The 19384-nt window shown below is 60.5% G+C and carries 13 protein-coding genes and 1 pseudogene; 9 read left to right on the top strand and 5 right to left on the bottom strand.

The annotated features are described in order from the left end of the window. Positions 1-36: 36 nt before the first annotated feature. The 5 genes and pseudogenes from tssL to ACVWW3_RS07050 form a co-directional block, all read right to left on the bottom strand. Positions 37-1563, bottom strand: a complete 1527-nt coding sequence (gene tssL, locus ACVWW3_RS07070) for a type VI secretion system protein TssL, long form (RefSeq protein WP_456650496.1) — start codon at positions 1561-1563, stop codon at positions 37-39. Next, positions 1560-2897: a type VI secretion system baseplate subunit TssK gene (gene tssK / locus ACVWW3_RS07065; RefSeq protein WP_456650497.1), complete on the bottom strand. Its 1338-nt coding sequence runs from the start codon at positions 2895-2897 to the stop codon at positions 1560-1562. The genes tssL and tssK overlap by 4 nt, the downstream gene beginning before the upstream one ends. Before the next feature lie 48 nt (positions 2898-2945). Continuing rightward, positions 2946-4326: pseudogene (tagH, locus tag ACVWW3_RS07060) on the bottom strand (type VI secretion system-associated FHA domain protein TagH). 12 nt (positions 4327-4338) lie between these two features. Continuing rightward, positions 4339-4902, bottom strand: a complete 564-nt coding sequence (locus tag ACVWW3_RS07055) for a DUF6931 family protein (protein WP_456650498.1) — start codon at positions 4900-4902, stop codon at positions 4339-4341. 5 nt (positions 4903-4907) lie between these two features. After that, entirely contained in the window at positions 4908-6776 is a 1869-nt protein-coding gene (locus ACVWW3_RS07050; RefSeq protein ID WP_456650499.1) for a type VI secretion system Vgr family protein, read from the bottom strand. A 347-nt stretch (positions 6777-7123) separates the two neighbouring features. Here ACVWW3_RS07050 and ACVWW3_RS07045 point away from each other — a divergent pair, with 347 nt between their 5' ends. The 9 genes from ACVWW3_RS07045 (at position 7124) to ACVWW3_RS07005 (ending at position 19203) form a co-directional block, all read left to right on the top strand. After that, positions 7124-8437 (top strand): type VI secretion system protein TssA, encoded by a 1314-nt coding sequence (locus tag ACVWW3_RS07045; protein ID WP_456672401.1) that lies wholly within the window; start codon positions 7124-7126, stop codon positions 8435-8437. A 126-nt stretch (positions 8438-8563) separates the two neighbouring features. Then, positions 8564-9091: a type VI secretion system contractile sheath small subunit gene (gene tssB / locus ACVWW3_RS07040; protein ID WP_354043919.1), complete on the top strand. Its 528-nt coding sequence runs from the start codon at positions 8564-8566 to the stop codon at positions 9089-9091. 16 nt (positions 9092-9107) lie between these two features. Then, positions 9108-10610 (top strand): type VI secretion system contractile sheath large subunit, encoded by a 1503-nt coding sequence (tssC, locus tag ACVWW3_RS07035; protein ID WP_247448077.1) that lies wholly within the window; start codon positions 9108-9110, stop codon positions 10608-10610. Between the two features lie 50 nt (positions 10611-10660). Next, on the top strand, positions 10661-11146 hold the full coding sequence (locus tag ACVWW3_RS07030) for an Hcp family type VI secretion system effector (protein WP_247340886.1): 486 nt from the start codon (positions 10661-10663) through the stop codon (positions 11144-11146). Between the two features lie 182 nt (positions 11147-11328). After that, a complete protein-coding gene (gene tssE / locus ACVWW3_RS07025; RefSeq protein ID WP_456650500.1) occupies positions 11329-11877 on the top strand; it encodes a type VI secretion system baseplate subunit TssE in 549 nt (182 codons plus the stop codon). Position 11878: 1 nt separating this feature from the next. After that, the gene (gene tssF, locus ACVWW3_RS07020) at positions 11879-13846 is read left to right on the top strand and encodes a type VI secretion system baseplate subunit TssF (RefSeq protein ID WP_354105888.1); all 1968 of its coding nucleotides are present in this window, start codon (positions 11879-11881) and stop codon (positions 13844-13846) included. Next, positions 13810-14874: a type VI secretion system baseplate subunit TssG gene (tssG, locus tag ACVWW3_RS07015; RefSeq protein ID WP_456650501.1), complete on the top strand. Its 1065-nt coding sequence runs from the start codon at positions 13810-13812 to the stop codon at positions 14872-14874. The genes tssF and tssG overlap by 37 nt, the downstream gene beginning before the upstream one ends. A 97-nt stretch (positions 14875-14971) precedes the next feature. Next, on the top strand, positions 14972-17611 hold the full coding sequence (gene tssH, locus ACVWW3_RS07010) for a type VI secretion system ATPase TssH (protein ID WP_354105886.1): 2640 nt from the start codon (positions 14972-14974) through the stop codon (positions 17609-17611). A 5-nt stretch (positions 17612-17616) separates the two neighbouring features. After that, positions 17617-19203, top strand: a complete 1587-nt coding sequence (locus tag ACVWW3_RS07005) for a methyltransferase regulatory domain-containing protein (protein ID WP_456650502.1) — start codon at positions 17617-17619, stop codon at positions 19201-19203. The last annotated feature ends 181 nt before the right edge of the window (positions 19204-19384 follow it).

Below are 19384 nucleotides of genomic sequence, written 5' to 3'. Positions count from 1 at the left end.
ACCCGTCGCAAACCACCCTGATCCGGCGGTGTGTGCCTATTCGCTGCGTTCGATAAAGATCTCGACGCGCCGGTTCTTGGCGCGTCCCTCGGGCGTTGTGTTGCTGGCGATTGGCGCATCTGCTCCTTTGCCCTCAACGTCGACGCGCGAACCACCGGTCAAACCAGGTTTCAGTGCCGCGGCAACCGCCTTGGCGCGCTCGACTGACAACTCGAAATTGGTCGGGAAGCGGACTGTGCGGATCGGCGAACTGTCAGTATGGCCGACGACCCGGATCCGTCCCGGCTCCTTGTCGAGGGTTGCTGCGACGCGGAGTGCGATCGGCTTGAAGCCATCGAGGATGGTCGCCTGGCCCGACGCAAACAAGGCCAGGTCGCAGACCCTGATCACGATGAAGCTGGGGGTCTGGTCCGCCGTCATGGCACAGGCGGTGTTCTCCTTCGCGAGCGCATTGCGGATGCGTTGCAACTGGGTAATGCGATCCGGCGGCGGCGGAGGCGGCGGTGGTGGGGGTGGTGCAACGACCTGACGCTTGAGCTCGATCGGGCCGGCCGGATGGAGCGCGAGCGCCACCTCGGCAGCATTCTCCGCTCGCCCAGCGAGGAGCGTCCGCAGAACGAAATAGGACCCGGTCAGGAGCGCGGCAACGACGGCTGCCACGAGCCAGACCGGAACACGCAGACGCTGCCGGCGTCCCGCCAGCGCCTGCCCGCGCCAGTTGGGCGACAGATCGCTCATCGTTTTCGGCCGGACCCGGCGCAGCAATTCATAGAGGTTGCGCTGGATCAGTTGCAGGTTCGCAACTCCGCCCCCTGACGTCCGGTGGATGCCCTGAAAACCAAGCGCAAGGCAGGTGTGCTGAAGTTCGAGGACCGGATAGTTGACCAGTGGATCAACCTTCAAATGGTCGAGGATCTCAAAGAACCGGACGCCGCCGACACGCTCGCCGAAGAACCGGCTCAGCATCGAATATTGCGTCCAGACGTGACGCTCTTCGGTTGGGATGTGCTGCACGATATCGTCGGCAGTGGCACACAGGATGTATTTCGCTGTGTTGGCTTGGTGCTCGGAAATGCCCGCTGAACGGATGTCCTTCTCAAAGAATTTGATCGCGTCCGCGACCTGCTCCATCAGGCTGGCGAATGACGCTCGCATGAGCGCCACCCGCAATCGACCGAGCAGTTGCAGCAACGGGCCCGCAGCGCGCATCACCGGATTGGCATTTGGCGCGACCAGATCGTCAACGCGCAACGGCGGCCCTGGCGGCAACATGGGTTGCGGCACGTGGCCTTGCGCGGGTGTCGAGATCCATTCCTCGGCTGGATGGCTGGCCGGCGCGGAGGCGTAGTTCGAGCCCTGTGGAACGGGCGAAAAGGATGATGGTGGCGCTGGCGCGCCGGGAGAGGGTACGGGTGATGGCGAATAGGCCGGGCGTGCTGCAGGTCCCTCGCCCGGCGGAGGCTGAGAGGTCGGCGCCGGCGGCAACTTCCCGCCGGGATTGGGACGGATGATCGTCCGTTCGCCCCGACCGAAAGGATTGACCGGCTTGTCCTTGTCGCTCATGGCCTGTCTTCCAGGATAGCCCAAAGATACAGCTCAAGCTCGGGCCAGTCGCCGGAAAAGTGCATTCCGATCGACGCAGCCGTACTGAACTCGGGCCACAGCGGCGACTTGCGGTCGAGATAGAAATAGACGTGATCCGTGATGGCCCGGATATGCGGCGGCGGCGTCGGCAAATGCGCCAGTGTCAGGCCCGGCAGGTTTGCGTGCACGATCTCGTTCATCTTGGTGTTCGGCCCGACCTTGAACAGGTGCGGGAAATCGTTCTGGATCTCCACAAGCGGCCGCCGTGCGGCAACCTCCAGCACCAGGGTCGCATTTCGGAATAGCGCTCGATCGCGGATCGGCGATACGAACGCATTCTGTGCGCGCTCGATGATCTCCAGGCGGATCGCCCGCCGGCCCAGCCGCGCGCTCAAGAAGTCCTGGATGTCGCTGACCAAGGGTGTGAAGACGTTCTCGATATCGTCGTGATTGTACGCCGGGTAGTTGCGCGCCCGCCGTTCCGCCGTGGAAAACGTCGCAAGTTCACCCGCGAACCTCAGCAATTCCTCGTACAGGCGCTCGGGGTGCACGCTGCCGGAGCGCTGGAAATGAGTCAGCACGGGAATGGTACGGTTCAGCACTTGCAGGACCAGATAGTCGACGCTCTGCAACCCACCACCGGATGACGGATCGACCGCGTAACGCGCCAGCTCGTCGAGTTTAGTCTCAACCCAGCCGATGATGCGGTTGAGCCAGCCATCGATGATCGGATGCGCGGCGCAGACCAGCATCGGCGGCACGAACTTGTCGTCGAACAGGATGTTCTTGTCGCGCACCTCGAGAATGCGCGCGATGCCGATGCCCATGTATCCGGGCTTGCTCGTCTTGCGCAGTTCGAACGACAAGCGCGGATAAGCGATGTCGATCTCTTCCTCGATGCGTAGCGCCGAGGTCGAGTCAATGAAGGTTTCCGAAGTACGGACATAGCGACTGGCGCTGTCGGTGCGGTCCTCGTCGACCTCGCGGGTGTTTGGCGCCGCGACCGGCATCATCAGCCAGACGATCTGGCCTGCGGCCGTCTCCGGCACATCGATCGATTCGGGTATTGGGCTGTCCGCAGGGATATCGAAGGGCGTACCGTCCGGCATGACGCCGGACGCATTGCGCACCGCGAATTTGCTCTGTTCGGTAAGATCCTTATCGATCTCTAGCTGGGCAAAGCCCCAGGGGTATGGTGTCGTGTAGCGAACGCGCTTTTCCAGCAAGTGTTCGATGTAGCGGTCGTTCTGCTGCAGATGATGCGGCCGCAGAAACAGACCTTCCGACCAGAAAACCTTGCTGTACCAAGACATTCCTACATCCACTTAGAAATTGTCGGCAACCGCGTGGTCGCCGAAAGTTTACTTTGAACCGGGCTTGTCACCGCGGTCGTAATAGTCCGAGAAAAGCAACATAAAGGTTTCGATCGGCGCGCTGTTGTCGCGGCCAAGATGCGCCTTCCAGCGCGTCAAGAACTCGTCCCAGAGTTTGCCCTTGTTCGTGCCGAGCCAGGAGCTTGCGCCACGCTGAAGCTCGAGCTCGCGCGCCATCAGCGTCGGATCTATGCCCGCAATCAGCTCATGGACAGCGTGCTGCATCGCCATATAGGTCCTCAATTGATGTGACTTGAGATCACTGAATCCCTGTGCAAAGGCGCGCTGTGCGTCGAGATAGCTGCGCGTCGGCGGCCCAAAGAGGATGCGCATCGCTTCTTCCGAGGTCGGCGAAAATTTCAGCGGATTATTTTCGAGCGCTTGGACGGTGGTCTGGCTGGTGCTACGGGTCAGCTGCTTGGCTTGGGTTCGCGCCTGCAGCAGCGCCATCAGATTGTCCACGGTCATACGCAAGATGATGCCAAGCTGTTCGGCGAGTTCGGCATCGGACTTGCTGGCAAAGAAGTTGTCCGGCAATCCTGCAGCGCGCGCCACCAGTCGCGCAAAGTCGGTACCACCGACTGGCTTGGCCGTGACAGGGCCCTCGTCTGCTGCTTGCGCCGAGCGCGACGTCTCAACCTGCGGATGCGATGGCGATGCTAGCGGCTGGGCGGCGGCTGATTCATCATCGATCCACACCGACGGCCGGCGTGGAGTCGGAATGGCTGGCGGGCGCTCGACTTGCGGTTTCGGCGCGGTGACCGGACCGGCTGCCCAGTTCATGTCGTCGTCCTGCACGGACGGTTGGTACGGAGACATCGGCGATGACCGTCGAAATGGGTCCACACCCGGCGCCGGGACGCTCGCCGCCCAATCCAGGAACCCCGGATTGACGGGCCGCGGAGCCTCGCGTGGCTTCTTCAACAGTTGCGGATCGATCGGCGGCGGAACGTCACGATCGGCCGTCCAAAGCTCTCCGTAATCCGCATGCTGCTGGCCCGAGGGTTCGTGCAGTTGCGCCTCATGGTGTGGGGTGCGCCCGCCAGCCTCAGCCTCCAGCGGAAACTCCGATGATGTAGTGGCCGATCGTGAGCCGATCGCCGTCGCGCAAGCGGTGCGGCCCGCGTATGCGCTGGTCGGCACCATTGAGAAAGGTGCCGTTGGTCGAGACGTCGTGCAGCCAATAGCCACCGTCGCGAAAGTGCACCTCGCAATGCTTTCCGGAAATCGTCCGCGCCGGATCCGGCAGCGTCCAGTCGAGGTGACGGTCCCGGCCAATATCGACCGAACGCCTGCCGGTGACCGTAAACGACACAGGTCCGCCGTCCGGAAGATTCGGTTCGTTCTCGATATTAAAGCGCAGCACCATCACATCGTCTCGTTAGCGCGGAGGGCGCGGTTCGCCGCGTGCCAATTGAATACCATCCTCCAGGCATGACGTCATTATCTGGTCCCGGGAGTCACGGGGGAGCCGGCAGAGGCCAATCAGCAGTGCTGTACGCACCGCCCGTGCGGCCTGATCTGGCTTGGCTTCCACGGGCGCAAATTCCGGGGGAACCACGCTTCCACCGGACCAGCCGGCCGCCAGCGCCAGCCACGTTGCTGGCTGCTCAGGATCGTTGGCATTGCCGACAGCCAGCGCCTTGTTCCGGGACTGCTCGTCCGGTTGCCGGACCCAGGTCTCCACAATATTGAGCGACCTGCTATCGCTGGCATCGAAACGGTCGAACATCCGTCGCAGAGAGCGACATCCCCAGCCAATTGCCACGCGCCTTGGAAGCAGGTAGGCACAGTAAGACACGGCGGGGTGCCAATTGCACGCGTCGGCGGCCTCCTGAAGGAAATCCAGCGAAGGCTTGTCAGCGTCGGCTCTGCCGACATCATAGCGCGCCAAGGGATAGGCCTGAAACAGATCCTGTACCGTGCCGAATCTAACCTGCCCCATGATCGTCAACCGACAAGAGTTGGAGTGCCGTGAGCGGCCAGCGGACCGCCGGCAGCAAGCGCCATGCCGGCCTGCGCTGTCATGGCGATCGTCGGCGCGTTGATGACGATACCCGCCGGGGTCAGGATAATCTGGCTCGGACCAACCTGCAGGGTGATATTGGCGTTGGCCATGAGCGTGATGCTGATGCCCGCATTGACGGACTGGTCCATGGCCAGCGTGATGTGCTGACCGCCCAATTCGATATCGAGTTTGTCATTGCCTTTCTTGAGCGTGGTCTTACGGGTGTCGCCGCCGAATGCAGCTTCGCCGATGGTCCGTGTCTCGGTGTCGCGGACCGTCACGTCATGGTCCTTCTCGGCATGCACCGTGATCTTCTCGGATCCCTTCTTGTCCTCGAAATTCCACTCGTTGAAGCCGCCGCCGCCTTTGGTGGAGTCGGACTTCAACCCCGCAATCGTCTTCTTCGACGGCAGATCGTAGGGCAGCTTGTATTCGTCGTTGTACACGGTGCCGATCACCAGGGGCCGGTCCGGATCCCCTTCCAGGAATTCGACAACGACTTCCTGCCCGACGCGTGGGATGATCTGACCGCCCCAGCGCTTGCCAGACCAAACCTGGGCGACACGCAACCGGCACGACCGCTTCTTCTTGCGATCCCAGAAAAAGCGGACGTAGATTTCGCCGAGCGACTCGACGTCGATTTCCTCGCTCGAATTGTCGTCTTTGGTCACCACCTTGGCAGTCTGGATGCCATTGATCCTTGGCTTCGGGGTCAGCATCGGCGCTCGAAACGGCCGATCGCTCGGCAGAAACTCGTAGCTGCCGAAATAAACGTGTTGCCCGGCGTCGCTCGGACCGCCGGTGCGATAAGATTCGATCGAGAACGAGTGCGTGGCTCGCACCACGAGATATTCCACGTTCTGCGAATCCTTGGAGTGCTTTTCAAGCTTCGTTAGCCCACCGGGGAACAGGTTGACGGCGTCGCCATTGCCGCGGCGCCTCCGGTCCATTGCCTGCTCGGCCTGGAGCTGGATCTTCGCGTAGCGCTCGCCGTCGGACTTTTCCTTGAACTTCCCCGGATAGTCGTAAAACTCCATCTCCGACCGGGTGTAGTGCTCGGAGCCCTTGGCGTCGCTGATCATCTGCGCGTTGGGCTTCTGATAGTTGTAGTCGTTGAGCTCGATCTTGCCGGTCCGAAACCGGCGCTCCGAGACCCATTCGTAGATATGCTGCTCGCCTCGACGATCGGCCCCCGTCAATGGGATATAGGGAATCGTAGCAAGACCGTTGATCGGGCTATGCGACGACTTGGAGTCCGCCAACACCAGCGTATGTTTGCCGCCCTCGTGCTTGAAGAAGTAGTAGATGCCGTGCTGTTCCATCAGCCGGCACACGAAATTCATGTCAGTCTCGCGGTACTGAACGCAATATTCGAGCTTCGGACAGGACCCCTCTTCGGTCAGTTTGGATTCATAATCGGTGAAGCCGCGTTCGTTGAAGACCTCCTTGATGATGTCGGGCGCTTTCTTGTCCTGAAAGATCCGACAATCGGTGGTCCGCGACAACAGCCAAAACCAAGGCCTCAGCACGATCCGGTAGCTGAAATAGTCGTTGTTTACCCCGAGCCACTGGGCCTCCGTCAGAATGCCACTGAACTCGCGCTCCTTTTCATGCAGCTTTATGGTCAGCGTACATTGCTGACCAATGGCTCGGTCGAAGTCGAGGTCGGCATCCTCACTGAGACACTCGATGCGATACTCGAACAGTTCACTGAGACCTTCCGAGCCTTCGAATCCGGCAAAAACCAGAACGTCTTTGCCAAGAGGCGTCTTGAGTTCGCAGAGGCGGGTATCCTGAGTAAGCTGGCCCATGTGGGCTTAAACTCCCTCCTTCGATCGAATGACCCGCTGCAAAGAGCTGATCAGACGTTATGCAAGAACCGCGGAAATCCTGCCTGCCACTGGCAGTGCCGGCAAGTCCGCCCCGGGGCTGGGCCTCCTGACGTTTCACGACAGCCGTCCAAAGAACCACCCTGGCCATCAAGTAGTCGGCTCCAAGAGCTTGCCGGTTCACGCGAAAATGGCATCTTCGGAAATGAACCAAGATCAGCAGGCATCTGACCCATAGGTATAGAATCGGATCATACGCCCCCGCGCGATCCCCTAGTCGTCACGGGCTCGGCAGCGGGGCCGTGACCGAGCAGATGGACGATCCCTGCATGCTTGATGTCGCCTCCCTGACGCTGCCCATTACCGCTGACGATCCCTGCGGGCCGGATCTCGACGCCATCGGAGACGTCCAATATCTGAACTTCTTCGCAGCTGCGGAATCCCTGCTGCCAATGTCGTTCTTCGAGGTCGTCAATGCCAATGGGGAGCGTGGACGCTTCGATCCAAAGGCAGTCGATTTTGCCGGCCAATTTGCCGCCGCACAGCCCCTTCTGGCGCGTACCCGCGATCTGCGCCTAAACCTGCTGCTGGCCAAGTTTTCAATCCTCAACCGCGATCTCGACGGCTTTCTTTACTGCCTGAGGGCGACCAACTTGCTGCTGCGCGAGCAGTGGGAAGCGGTGCATCCGAAGGGCGAGGACGGCGACTACGCGCTTCGGGCCGTCACGGTCGAAGCAATCGACGTGTTTCCGACCGTGATCAACCCGCTCCAGTTCCTTCCCCTGATTGAGAACCGCAGACACGGCAACCTCAACTACCGTGCCTATCAAATCGCCCAGGGCGAAATTCCCGCCGGTGACGCCGACGCCGACGGGCTCGATCTCGCGACAATCGAGCGCATCGTCAGCGAGACCGATCTCGACACTCTCAAGGCAACCAGCGCGCGGTGCTCCGCGGTCGCTGCTGAAATCGCAGGCATCAAGGCGACCTGGCGTGAGAAGATGAACTCGGGGCAACCTATTAGCCTCGACAGGCTCTCCGGTTTGGTTAACGGCATGGCTGCCTGGCTTGCGGGTCTTGTCGCGTTGCGTGATCCCGCGGCGATTGCCGCAACTGCGGAAGATGCCGGTTCCGTCGATACACAGGTGTCGCTGGACACCACCGGGATGTTGGCTTCATCTGCACAGGCGTCCGCAGCGCTCGGCGCAGCGGCCGCCTATTTTGCCCGAATGGAACCATCCAACCCGGCGCTGTTGCTGGTACGTCAAGCGCAGGAGATGGTCGGCAAATCATTTATTGAAGTGATGCGGATGCTAGTGCCGTCCCACGTGGAGAGCGCTGCGATCAATATCGGGCGGGACAAGGTCTTCGACCTGCCGATCGAACGGATGGCGGAGCTCGCGATCTCGCTCTCATCGACGACCGATGAGAGCGCCCAAGATATTGTTTTTTCGGTGGAAAACAGAGCGCAGGCCTTGGGTCTGCTGACGAAGGTGGCGTCGTTTTTCCGAACCGCGGAGCCGTCCAGCCCGATCCCCTTTTTGGTCGATCGCGCGCGCGACCTTGCACAACGAGATTTCCTCAGCCTTTTGAATGATGTTTTACCTGAGGGAGCGCTTAAAACAATCGACAGATCGCGTTGAACCGAGCTTTCGGTCGAGGGCACTAATTGGACACAAGCATGTTTGCCGACCGCAGCAACTTGAAGCGCCTAGTCAATCTGCGTCGCGCAAATTCGATGTTTAAAGCGATTTCGTAGTGAGGGAACCATGGCTACAGACAGCGGTCAAAAATTCATTCGACGAAACCGCGCACCGCGCGTGCACATCACATACGAAGATCCTTATGACGCCGAGCGACTTATAGAACTGCCGTTCGTCATGGGCGTCCTCTCCGACCTTTCCGGCAATAACCCTGGCGTCGAGAAGACGAAGGTCGAGGAGCGTAAATTCCTCGAGTTCGACATGGACAATTTCGACAGCCGCATGGCCGCAATCCAGCCCGGCGTGACGGCGCGCGTCGCCAATCGCCTCAGCGATGGATCCGACGAAAAGATCTCGGTCAACCTGCACTTCAACAAGATGGCAGACTTCACTCCGGTGGCAGTCGCCCGCCAGGTGCCGGCCACCGCCAAGCTGCTCGAGGCGCGCGAACAACTCGCCAACCTGCTGCGCTACATGGATGGCAAGGTGGCCGCCGAGGACCAGCTGAAAAAACTGCTCGCCGATCCTCAACTGATGGCAGCGCTGCGGGAACGCGCGACAAGCCAGTCGACCGAACCTGGCACCGAGAGCTAAGGAAGGAATGGGGACCATGGCAAAAGAAGCTGTTCACAAAGAGAGCACTACCCAGGTCAAAACCGTCGAAGCTGATGAGTTTGCCAACCTGCTGAAGCAAAGTTTCAAACCGCGCACTGAACGTGCTGCAACCGAAGTCGAAAATGCCGTGTCCACGCTCGTTCAAGAGGCGTTGAAGGACACGAGCGTCATCAAGTCGGACGTCCTCGACACCATCGAGGAGATGATCGCGCGGATTGACCAGAAACTGACCGCGCAAATGAACGAGATTCTTCATACACCTGAGTTCCAGGCAATCGAAAGTGCGTGGCGCGGCCTCCACTACCTCGTCTTCAATTCCGAGACCGACGCCAACCTGAAGATCCGGGTGATGAACGTCTCCAAGAACGAGCTGTATCGGAATCTGCGGCTTTATCCCGATGCGCGCTGGGACCAGAGCCCCCTTTTCAAGCAGATCTATGAGTATGAATTCGGCCAGCTGGGTGGCGAGCCTTTCGGCTGCCTGATCGGCGATTATTATTTCAGTCACCTCCCCACCGATGTACAACTGCTCCGCGATCTCAGCAAGATCGCCGGCGCCGCACACGCCCCCTTCTTCAGCGGCGCCGAGCCGACGCTGATGGGAATGGACTCTTGGACCGAGCTGTCCAACCCTCGCGACATCGGCAAGGTGTTCGACACGCCGGAATATGCCGCATGGAAGGGACTGCGCGATCAGGACGACTCGCGCTATCTCGGCCTGTGCATGCCGCGCGCGCTCGGCCGCCTCCCCTACGGCGCGAAATCGGAGCCCGTGGAAGAGTTCGCCTTCGAAGAGGAGACGGACGGACACACCGGCGACAAATACGGCTGGATCAACGCCGCCTACGCAATGGCGGTCAACATCAACCGCGCCTTCAAGGAGTTTGGCTGGTGCACGCGCATCCGCGGTGTGCAGTCCGGCGGCGAAGTTATCAACCTGCCGACGCACACATTCCCGACCGATGACGGCGGCGTCGACCTGAAATGCCCGACCGAAATCGCAATCAGTGATCGCCGCGAGCACGAACTTGCAAAGGCGGGCCTCATCCCGCTGATCCATCGCAAGAACACCGACAAGGCTGCCTTCATCGGCGCCCAGTCACTCTACAAGCCGAAGAAGTACTTCGGCGAAAAGGGCGTGGATGCCACCGCGTCCGACAACCTGTCGTCACGACTACCTTACATGTTCGCAGTGTCCCGCTTTGCGCACTATCTGAAGTGCATGGTTCGCGACAAGATCGGATCCATGAAGGAGAAGGATGAGCTGACGATCTGGCTGCAAACCTGGATCAACGAATACGTTGATGCCAACCCAGCCCTCTCGTCAGAAGCTCAGAAAGCGCGCAAGCCACTGGCCGCTGCGAAGGTTGAAGTCATCGCAAACGAGGAGAATCCGGGATATTACAACGCGCGCTTCTTTCTTCGTCCACACTTTCAGTTGGAGGCGATGGACGTCGGCCTCAGCCTGGTTTCACGCCTACCCGGCCCCGGTTCCTGACGCCGCAACATCGCAACCGTAACCACGCAGAAATTTGAGAGGACTATGCTATGGCTGTCGACATCTTCTTGAAACTCGACCCGATCAAGGGCGAGTCGCTGGACGACAAGCACAAGGACGAAATCGATATTTTGAGCTGGTCTTTCGGCGAGAGCCAGTCAGGCACTTTCCACAGCGGTTCGGGCGGCGGCGCCGGCAAGGTCAGCATCCAGGATCTGCACTTCACGCACTTCGTCGACAAGGCCACGCCGGAGCTTTTCAAAGTCTGTGCGAACGGCAAGCACATTGATACGGCGATTCTCACGGTCCGCAAGGCGGGTGAAAATCCGCTGGAGTATCTCAAGATCGAGATGAAGCACATTCTGGTCTCGAGTGTATCGACGGGCGGATCGCACGGCGAAGATCGCCTCACCGAAAACGTGAGTCTGAATTTCGCGAAGGTCAAGATGACGTACAAGACCCAGACGGAAAAAGGCGGCGCTGGAGCGGCGCCGGTGTTTGGCTGGGACGTTCCCGCCAACAAGGAATGGGCCTGATTGTCGGCTTCTGCTTGGCGCCGGTTGCGATTAGCGCGAACCGGCGCCGCACGGTGCGATTGCGGTTGACGTCTCGGCGGGAGCGGTCGCGAGCCCGACCGCCTGCCGAGGCGACATCATCATGGAGACCAGCTGATGCTCCGCGAAAGGGCATAGCGAGCCTGGCGTCTTGGGGACGGTAAATGACCATTACTCCAAAGAGGGATCGTCTCTCTCCCCCGCTAATGCTGGCCTTTCGCTTGGCTCATGAAGCTCGCGATGCGCGCAAGAAGCTCAATTTGCGCGATGAATCCGGTGAACGGGTCATTGCCGGGCGGCGTAGCGCAGGCCGCTTTCCGATCTCGGAAACGCTGTTGCGGCGGGAGGTCTCTCATGACCTTGAAACACTTCTCAATACCATTGCTCTGGAATCGACCCTGGATCTGAGCGACCGGGATTGCGTCCGGACATCGATCCTGAACTACGGCTTCCCCGATATCGCCCACCGCTCGATCGACGAGGTTACGGACGACGAACTCACCGACGCGTTGCGCGAGACGCTAGCGACCTACGAGCCCAGACTGGATCGCAAGACGATCCGGGTTCGTCGCGACGGCTCGGTCGGTCCTGAGCAGCTGAAGCTGCGCTTCATCGTTCACGCCGACCTCAAAGCTGAGCCGCTCAACGTCCCCGTGGAATTTGTCGCCGACGTCGACCTCGACAGCGGCGACATCCAGATCAATCGACTTTAGCATGAATCGCGAATTCCTCGATTTCTACAATCGTGAACTGTCATTGCTGTACGAGCAGGCGGGAGATTTCGCCGAAGAATATCCAGGTATCGCAGAGCGCCTCGGCGGCCTGATCCGGGACCGCTCGGACCCGATGATCACGGGACTGCTGGAAGGCGCTGCGTTTCTTGCCGCCCGCGTTCAGCTCAAGCTCAAGCACGAGTTCCCGGAATTCACTGCAAACCTGCTCGAGCAACTGGTACCGAACTATCTTGCGCCGACACCTTCGGCCATGCTGGTCACCGCCCGGCCACCCTATGCCGACCCGGCGCTGCGCGACGGCAGGAAGATCGCGCGCGGCGCCTATTTCGACGCGACCTATCGCGAGAGAGAACGAAGTCTTTCCTGCCGGTTTCGACTTTGCCGCGACATCGTGCTCTGGCCATTTGACGTCACAAGCGCCGAGTATTTCTCGACGGCGGGCGCTCTGCAGGCGCTCGGTATCCCGGTCGGCAGTGATGTCATCGCGGGGCTGAGGCTATCGTTGACCCATCGTAGTGCGGCCCGGCTCGACGAGGAGCCGCCGGACGCAGAGGCCCGGACCAAGCCGGAAACCTGGTTCGCAGGCTGCCGCGTGAGCGAGCTTCCGATCTACCTGTCCGGTGCGGAATCCGACGCCATCGCGCTTTACGAGCAATTGATCTCGAATTGCAGGGGGGTCTACTTCCGGCATCTCGACGACTTCGGCGATCCGGTGGTGACTCGTGCCCCCCATGACAGCGTGCAGCAAATTGGCTTCGACGAGAACGAGTCTCTGTTTCCTAACGACAACCGGATCTTTCGTGGCTCGGAGCTGCTGCGTGAATATTTCATGTTTCCACGCAAGTTCCTCGGCATTAACCTCACCGGACTTCGCAGCGTGATGTCACGGCTGCGCAGCAAATCGATCGATATTGTCTTCGCATTCGATGAACATAATTCACGGTTGGCCGCCTCGGTGCGCCCCGAGACGTTCAGGCTCTATACCGCGCCGGCGATCAATCTGTTCGAGAAGACGAGTGATCGCATTCCGGTCAAGTCGAATACGCACGAGTACCATGTGGTGCCAGATCGCAGCCGCTATCTGGAATACGAACCGCACCAAGTGCTCGAAGTCTACGCGCACCTGCCGGCAGAGAAGGATAAGCGGCCCGTGCGCCCGCTATATTCGGCCGCCGTCGACCGGACCAGCGGGTCGGTCGACGGGCTTTATTTTACCGTCCGCCGCTTACCTCGGCGCCGCACAGTGGAAGAAAAGACATACGGTTCTTCCTCCGACTACACCGGGACGGACATGTTCCTGTCACTGCTCGAGCCCGGTGAATTGAGCGGCAAAGGCTCTGTCGCCGAACTGAGCGTTCGGGCTCTCTGCTCCAATCGCCATCTCACGGAGCACTTGCCGGTCGGCCAGGGCGGCGCCGATTTTCGCCTGCTGGACGACACATCCCTTGATCTGATGTGCGTCGCCGGTCCCACGCCGCCGCGCGAGCCGGTGGTAGCCCAATTGCGCAGCCGCAGCGAAATCGCCAACAGCGGGATTGTCAGCTGGCGGCTGATCAACATGCTCAGCCTCAACTATCTTGGCCTCGTCGAACGCGGTGGCGGCAAGAACGCCGCAGCGCTGCGCGAGATGCTGTCCTTGTTCGCCGACCAATTCGACGACGCCACGGAACGCAAGATCCGCGGCGTGCGCAGCATAGAAAGCCGCCCCGTGGTGCGGCGCGTGCGTGAGCGCACTGGCAGCGGCGCAGCACGGGGCCTGGAGATTACCGTCACGCTCGACGAGAAAGCATTTGAGGGCAGCGGCGTATTTTTGCTCGGGGCGGTGCTGGAACGCTTCTTCGCCGACTATTCCGGCTTCAACACCTTCACCCAGACGGTCATCTCGACGCCGGAGCGCGGCGAGATCATGCGATGGCCGCCGCGCATGGGCACGCGGAGACCGCTATGACGCTGATCGACCAGATGAAGGCCGAGCCATGGCGTTTCGATTTCTTCCATACGTTACGCCAGTTCGAGCGCGCCAACCCGGATCGACCGCGGATCGGTGACAGTGCCGCGCGCCGCGACGAATATATCGAACTCGGCCAAGTGCCTTATCTGGAGTTCCCCGCCTCGAACCTCGCGGCAGTGGACGACCAGAGTGGCCGGCTCAGGATACTCGTCAAATTTCTCGGCCTCCTGGGCCCGCAGGGCGCCCTGCCCATTGCCACCACCGATGAAAGTCTCAGCTGGTGGCTGATGCGTGATGACGCCTTCCCGCGCTTTCTCGATCTCCTCAACGGACGCTTCCTGCAACTCTTCTTTCGTGCCTGGGCCGATGCGCGCCCGATCGCGCAGCATGACCGCCCCGCGGAGGATCGCTTCATCGCCTATGTCGGCTCCTTCGCCGGCTTGGGCTCCGCTGTTTTCGCCGATCGCGATACGGTACCTGACATGGCGAAGCTCAGCTTCGCTGGACTGGTCGCGCCCAGGGCGAAGTGTGCATCACGGTTGACTCGGTTCCTGCAAGGACTGTTCGAGGTCAAAGTCGAGATCGACGAATTCGTCGGCACCTGGCTCTCATTCGACCCAAGTCACTGCAGCCGGCTCGGCGGAACGCATGCGAGGCTCGGTCAGGACGCCCTTCTGGGTTCGCGCGTGTTCAGCGTCGAGGACAAGATCAGAGTTCGGGTCTTTGTCAGAACATTTGCTCAGTACGAACAATTCCTGCCGACCGAAACACCCAACCTGTCGGAGCCACTGGCCGACGCCGTTTTCTTCTATATCGGCGACGAATTGGAATGGGAGGTCGAGCTCGCCATTCCTGCGGGAGAGGTTGTACCGGTCAGGCTCGGACAAAGTGGTCGACTTGGATGGACCTCCTGGGTCTCACCGAACTGGGCTTCCACGGAAGAATATCGCCGCGATGCCCGCTTTCAGCTCGGCGAGCGATTGAGAGCCCGCCGGAGCGCCGCAGCCAATGCCGCGGCGATTTGAACCTATCCATCGCGCTGATCGCCTAATGCTATGGAATTTGAAGCAATTTCCGCATGATGGCGAGCATCCGCGGAGGAATTGAGCAGGAGGAGCCGCCGTGACCGACATCAGCATTGAAGCTGTAACGGGCAAGCTGAACCGGGCCGGCTATGATGCCTTCATACAGGCCCTGCGCCACGCAAAGAGCGCCGGCAATCGCAACGTCGAGCTTGCGCACTGGCTGTTTCATATTCTGCAGCAGGAGCGCAACGATCTCAGCCTCTCGGTCGATCACTACAAGCTCGACCGCGCGCGCTTATTGTCCGACCTTGCCGGCGTGATCAGCGGCTTTTCTAAGAACGAGACCGACATGCCGGGCGTCGCGAATTCGGTCATCGATCTGCTCGATCGCGGCTGGCACTATGCCACGCTCTTCTTTGGCGAGACTCAAATCCGCACCGGTCATCTGCTTGTGGCAGGCCTGAAATCGAACGATATTCGTCGCACGCTGAACAACCTCTCGCGGGAATTTGCCAAGGTCAACGTCGACGCACTGGCGGCGGAACGCCGCGCTGTCTGGACCGGCTCCGACGAGGAGACCATGCGGCCGATGGACGGTTCGGGCCTGGTTGGCGCCGGCACGGAAGGCGCGGCCCAAGCGGGTCGGAAGGGCACGACGCCGCTCGACCGGTTCTCCCAGGACCTCACCGCCAAGGCCAAATCGGGCGAAATGGATCCGATCCTTGGCCGGGACGAAGAAATCCGCCAACTGATCGACGTGTTGATGCGTCGGCGGCAGAACAATCCAATTCTCACCGGCGAGGCTGGCGTCGGCAAGACCGCAGTTGTCGAAGGCTTCGCGCAGCGCATTGCCGCGGGCGACGTGCCGCCACCGCTACGCAATGTAAGGCTCTGCGCACTCGACATCGGCCTGATGCAAGCCGGCGCCTCCATGAAGGGCGAGTTCGAGCAGCGTTTGCGGTCGGTGATTGACGAGGTGCAGAGCTCACCTACCCCCATCATCATGTTCATCGATGAGGCCCACACACTGATCGGCGCCGGCGGCGCGGCCGGCACCGGCGATGCGGCCAATCTCCTGAAACCTCCCCTCGCTCGTGGCACGCTGCGCACAATCGCCGCCACCACATGGGCGGAATATCGCCAGTACATCGAGAAGGATCCCGCGCTCACCCGGCGCTTCCAGCCAATCCAGATCGACGAACCTGATGTGGAGACCTGCTGCATCATGCTGCGCGGACTTCTCGGTCCGATGGAAAAGCACCACGGTGTTCGCATTTCGGATGCTGCGATCGTCGCAGCGGTCAACCTGTCCCACCGCTACATTCCTTCGCGGCAGTTGCCGGACAAGGCGGTCAGCCTGCTTGACACCGCCTCGGCACGCGTGGCCATCAGCCAGAGCGCGACGCCGGCCCTGATCGAGGATGCACGCGTTGCGATTGCCGCTCGTGAAGCTGAGAGATCAGCACTCGTCAGCGACAGCGACCTTGGGGTAGATGACAACGAGCGCATTGTCGCGATCGCCAACGACATCGCCGCACTGAAAGACAAGCTGACGAACCTCGATGCCGATTGGGCGGTCGAGCAGGAGCTCTTCAAGGACATCCGCAGCATTCGTGAAATCCTGTCCGGGCCCAAGGAAGGCGAAGATCCGGCTGCCAGGCGCGCGGAGCTGCGCAGCAAGTTCGACACACTTGAGACTATCAATCCGGAAAAGCGAATGGTCTATGCCCATGTAGATCAGCAGTCGGTGGCGTCCGTTGTCTCTGATTGGACCGGCATCCCGGTCGGCCGGATGATGCGCGACGAGATCGAAACCGTGCTGAAGCTACCGGAGATCCTCAACCGCCGCGTCGTCGGCCAGTCCCATGGGCTGACGATGATCGCCAAGCGAATTGAGACCAGCCGCGCCAAGCTGGACAACCCGTCGAAACCGATCGGCGTGTTCATGCTGGCTGGCCCGTCCGGTGTGGGCAAGACCGAAACCGCCCTGGCGCTTGCCGAGACTCTTTATGGCGGCGAGCAAAACATGATTACGATCAACATGTCAGAGTTCCAGGAAGCGCACACCGTCTCGACCTTGAAAGGCGCACCTCCCGGCTATGTCGGCTATGGCGAAGGTGGGCGCCTCACCGAGGCCGTCCGGCGCAAGCCCTATAGCGTCATTCTGCTCGACGAGGTGGAGAAAGCTCATCCCGACGTCCATGAAATCTTCTTTCAGGTATTCGACAAAGGAACCATGGAGGACGGCAATGGGCGGCGGATCGACTTCAAGAACACTTTGATCATCCTTACCACAAACGTCGGCACCGATCTGATCATGGGCCTATCACGCGATCCAAAGTATCGCGACGAGCCGGAAGAGCTCGCCAGGATGTTAAGGCCGGAGTTGCTGAAGGTGTTCCCAGCGGCGCTGCTCGGACGCATCGTCTCGATACCGTACTTCCCGCTGTCGGACGAGATGCTGTCCGGGATCGTGCGTTTGCAACTCGACCGCATCGGACGGCGCCTTCGCGACAATCATAACGCGACCTTCGGTTATGACGACGCGGTCGTCGAGCACATTGTGTCGCGTTGCAACGACCCGGACTCCGGTGGGCGAATGATTGACAACATCATCACCAACACCCTGCTCCCCGAGCTGTCGCGCGAATTCCTCAGCAAGTCGCTCGCCAAGGAAGAGGTGAAGGAAGCACGCGTCTCGATCGAGAACGACAAGTTCGCATATTCGTGGAATTGAGCACGATGAACATTCAAGCCGAGCATCGTCACCCGAACATCGGTCCAACGCCATACGACGAGGTCTACTACCCGGGCCATGTTTATGGGCTTACTCATCCCAACCATCTTGCTACCATGGCCGCCGTTTACGGCATGCAGCCGGCGCCGGTCGAGCGTTGCCGGGTGCTGGAGCTTGGCTGCGGCGTCGGCGGCAACCTGTTGCCGATGGCCTTTCAATACCCGAACAGCGAATTCGTCGGTGTCGACCTGAGCGGCGTGACGATCGAGCGCGGCCAGCAAAATGTCGCTACATTGGGCCTGGAGAACATCAAGCTTCTCCACTGCGACATCATGAATGTCGATGCAAGCTTCGGACGGTTCGACTACATCATCGCGCACGGCGTTTATTCCTGGGTGCCACCGGCAGTGCGCGAGAAGATGATGATGGTCTTCAAGCAGAACCTGGCTCCGCGCGGGGTCTGCTACGTCAGCTACAACGCGCACCCATTCTCGCATCTTCGCGACATGGTCCGCGACATGATGCGGTATCACACCCGCCGCCTCACCGGCATGGAGGAGAAGGTAGGACAGGCCCGCGCGATCCTGAAGTTCCTGAGCGACGGCTCCAAGGCCGACTCGGTGCACGGCGCGGTTATGCGCGACCAGTACAACCGCGTCCTCAAGTCGCCCGACGAGCTTTTATTTCACGACGATCTCGATGATGGCGCCGAGGCCTTCCTGCTGCATGAGGTCGCCGAAGACGCAAGCCGCCATGGCCTGCAATACCTGGGCGACGCTGATTTTTCACGACGCTATCTTGCCGGCTATTCCGAGGAGGTTCGCGCAGCGCTGCAGCGCTTCCCGGAAAGCGAGTTCATGGCGCGCGATCAATATCAGGACTTCATCGACGGCAATGGTTTTCGGCGCACCTTGCTCTGCCACAACAGCATTTCGCTATCCCGCCAGATCGACCTCGATTTCGTTACCCGGTTCCATTTGCTGAGCACGACCAACCCGGTCCATTCCGACTCCTGCGTGACAGACGATTCCGCGATGGAATTCGAGAACCAGGACGGCAGCAGGGTCACGCTAATCATTCCGCTCTTGAAGGCCGCGTATCTATGTCTCGGCCGAGCTTGGCCGCGGGCATTATCATTCGACGAGCTGCTCGATGGCGCCCGCGCGCTGCTGGGCAACCGGCAGGCATATGATGACCAAAAGGTGTTGACTGAGGCGATGTTCATCCTGGCTTGCAGCGGCGAGGTTTCGTTCCTGCTGTCGCGTCCCTTTTTGTTGAAGGAAGCTACGGAGCATCCGCAGGCCAGCCTGCTCGCGCGAAGACAAGCGCAAACAGGTCCGCTGGTCACCAATCTCCTCCACCAAACAGTGCAGTTGGAGGACGACCGGACCAGGGATTTCCTGCAATTGCTCGACGGTGCGCGGACCATCGACCAGATCACGGCCGAAATGACCGAAAAATTCGGCCCTACCATTCGGATAGGCCAGAAGGATGGAGCCGGGCAGCCAGCCGAGCCGTTACTGCTGTCAATGCGAGAAAGCGTTCAACGCTCGCTTGCGATGGTCGGCAAGCTGGGCCTGCTGGTCGCGTGACGCGCTCAAGTGCACGGCTCCGTTGGCGATGAACGGCAGGAGTTGGAAGCTCCTGCTGTTTCCTGAAACGGATGCGGTCCCCGGCACTCTAGCCGTCGTGGGTATATTGCTGGCCGAGGAGCCATCCCGTGAGAATACCGCCAGGGCCGCTGGTATAGACCGGATCAAAGCCAACACCTGC

Source organism: Bradyrhizobium sp. LM2.9, from assembly GCF_054056555.1.
This window is presented reverse-complemented; position numbering and strand designations above follow the sequence as displayed.

Excerpts from the sequence above, each read along its gene's own strand:
- tssL (WP_456650496.1), bottom strand. The coding sequence starts at position 1,563 with ATGAGCGACAAGGACAAGCCGGTCAATCCTTTCGGTCGGGGCGAACGG.
- tssK (WP_456650497.1), bottom strand. The coding sequence starts at position 2,897 with ATGTCTTGGTACAGCAAGGTTTTCTGGTCGGAAGGTCTGTTTCTGCGG.
- ACVWW3_RS07055 (WP_456650498.1), bottom strand. The coding sequence starts at position 4,902 with ATGGGGCAGGTTAGATTCGGCACGGTACAGGATCTGTTTCAGGCCTAT.
- ACVWW3_RS07050 (WP_456650499.1), bottom strand. The coding sequence starts at position 6,776 with ATGGGCCAGCTTACTCAGGATACCCGCCTCTGCGAACTCAAGACGCCT.
- ACVWW3_RS07045 (WP_456672401.1), top strand. The coding sequence starts at position 7,124 with ATGCTTGATGTCGCCTCCCTGACGCTGCCCATTACCGCTGACGATCCC.
- tssB (WP_354043919.1), top strand. The coding sequence starts at position 8,564 with ATGGCTACAGACAGCGGTCAAAAATTCATTCGACGAAACCGCGCACCG.
- tssC (WP_247448077.1), top strand. The coding sequence starts at position 9,108 with ATGGCAAAAGAAGCTGTTCACAAAGAGAGCACTACCCAGGTCAAAACC.
- ACVWW3_RS07030 (WP_247340886.1), top strand. The coding sequence starts at position 10,661 with ATGGCTGTCGACATCTTCTTGAAACTCGACCCGATCAAGGGCGAGTCG.
- tssE (WP_456650500.1), top strand. The coding sequence starts at position 11,329 with ATGACCATTACTCCAAAGAGGGATCGTCTCTCTCCCCCGCTAATGCTG.
- tssF (WP_354105888.1), top strand. The coding sequence starts at position 11,879 with ATGAATCGCGAATTCCTCGATTTCTACAATCGTGAACTGTCATTGCTG.
- tssG (WP_456650501.1), top strand. The coding sequence starts at position 13,810 with ATGGCCGCCGCGCATGGGCACGCGGAGACCGCTATGACGCTGATCGAC.
- ACVWW3_RS07005 (WP_456650502.1), top strand. The coding sequence starts at position 17,617 with ATGAACATTCAAGCCGAGCATCGTCACCCGAACATCGGTCCAACGCCA.